This is a genomic window from Streptomyces recifensis (genome assembly GCF_002154615.1).
GTDB classification, from domain to species: domain Bacteria; phylum Actinomycetota; class Actinomycetes; order Streptomycetales; family Streptomycetaceae; genus Streptomyces; species Streptomyces griseoluteus.
This window is the reverse complement of sequence record NZ_MUNH01000590.1, coordinates 1-1360: the sequence shown is the minus strand read 5'-3', so window position 1 is coordinate 1360 and position 1360 is coordinate 1. Positions and strand designations below refer to the sequence as shown.

At 72.7% G+C, this 1360-nt stretch carries 1 pseudogene; it reads right to left on the bottom strand.

Going from position 1 to position 1360, the window contains the following annotated elements:
• A pseudogene (locus tag CCN33_RS26605) lies at positions 1–348 on the bottom strand (aminoglycoside phosphotransferase family protein); the annotation flags it as partial.
• Between the last annotated feature and the right edge of the window lie 1012 nt (positions 349–1360).

The following is a 1360-nucleotide window of genomic DNA, read 5'->3' as shown; positions in this document are numbered from 1 at the left end:
GGCCAGGAGGGTCGCCACGGCTTCCCAGGGTGCGGCGTCGGGGTCGTCCCGGTCGACGGGGGTGCCGTAGGGCCGGTGGGTGACGAGGCGGCCGTCCAGGCCGGCCGGGGCCGTGGCGCGCGGGGGCAGCAGGATGCCGGGGAGGCGGGCGGCGACGGTGAGACGGCGGGCCAGCTCGTGCGGGTCGGTGTCCGGGGCGTGGGCCTTGGCGACGGTCGCGCCGTGCCGGACGACGGTGGCGTCCGGGCGGTCGGCCAGCGCACCGCAGACGCAGGCGCACGGCCCGTCACCGGGGTGGAGAGCCGCCTTGAGCCGGGCCGTGAGGGCCGGGGCTGTTTCCGCTGTCACGGGAGGTGAGCGTACTGGGGCCGACGGAAACGCAATGCCGGCGCAGCTCCCCAGCTGCGCCGGCATTGCGTGCCGTCCGTCGCACCCCCGTCCCCACGGGGTTTTATGGATGTAAGGGATATCCACCCGGACCGCTCTTCCGGGCCTGGACCGCTTCTCAGCGGCCCAGCATCGCACCCACGGACGACGCCTGTGTGGCCACCGTCTCCCAACCGTCGAAGACGAGCAGGAGCAGGGCCGCCAGGGGAAGGGCCATCAGGGTCGCCACCAGGGGGTGACGGCGGCCCGTGCGGCGTCGGAGGAGTGTGTCGCGCCTCGGTGCCGTGGGGGCCATGGTTCCTTCTCCCGGCCGATTCGGTTGTTGGCAGCGGCGGGCGCTTGGCCTCGGGGGGCGAGCGCCGGGCCCGCCGCTTGACCTCAAATCTAGGTTCGCGGCGCCGGGCGGGCGTCATGCCCTCGTACCGAATGGCGGGCCTCCCGGAGGATGAGCCTCCTGTCCGCGCGTACTCCCCTGGTTGGAGACGTGCGGTGGAGTCTCAGGGTCTTCCCGGAAGGGTCGCGGGCGGCGGCCCCGGCCTCTCCTCCCAGAGGTGGATTGCCGTGACTTCTCTCACTTTGCCCGTCCGGGGCACGGCAGGCGGGAGGGAAGGCACCGCCGGGCGTCGTGGCCGCGGCCGGGCGCTCCTCCCCCACCCGACGGGACGAGGATGCCTACTGTCCGTTGACCGAAAGTCAACATGCGCGCCTGGTCAGAGGGTTGACGACGTCCTTACGTCAACCACACAGCAAGATCCGTGTCGCTGACCGCGTTTCACCTCGGGCGTGGGGTAGGCGCAATCCATCGGCCCGAGAGGGCGCGGCCTCTGCGCGCGGGCGGCCGTGGAAACGTAAGCTGGGCACGTCACAGGGACCGGGCAGCGGGGATGAACATGGCGATGATGCGCCTGAGGCGCGAGGACCCGCGCGTCGTCGGCTCGTTCAGGCTTCACCGACGGCTCGGCGCGGGCGGGAT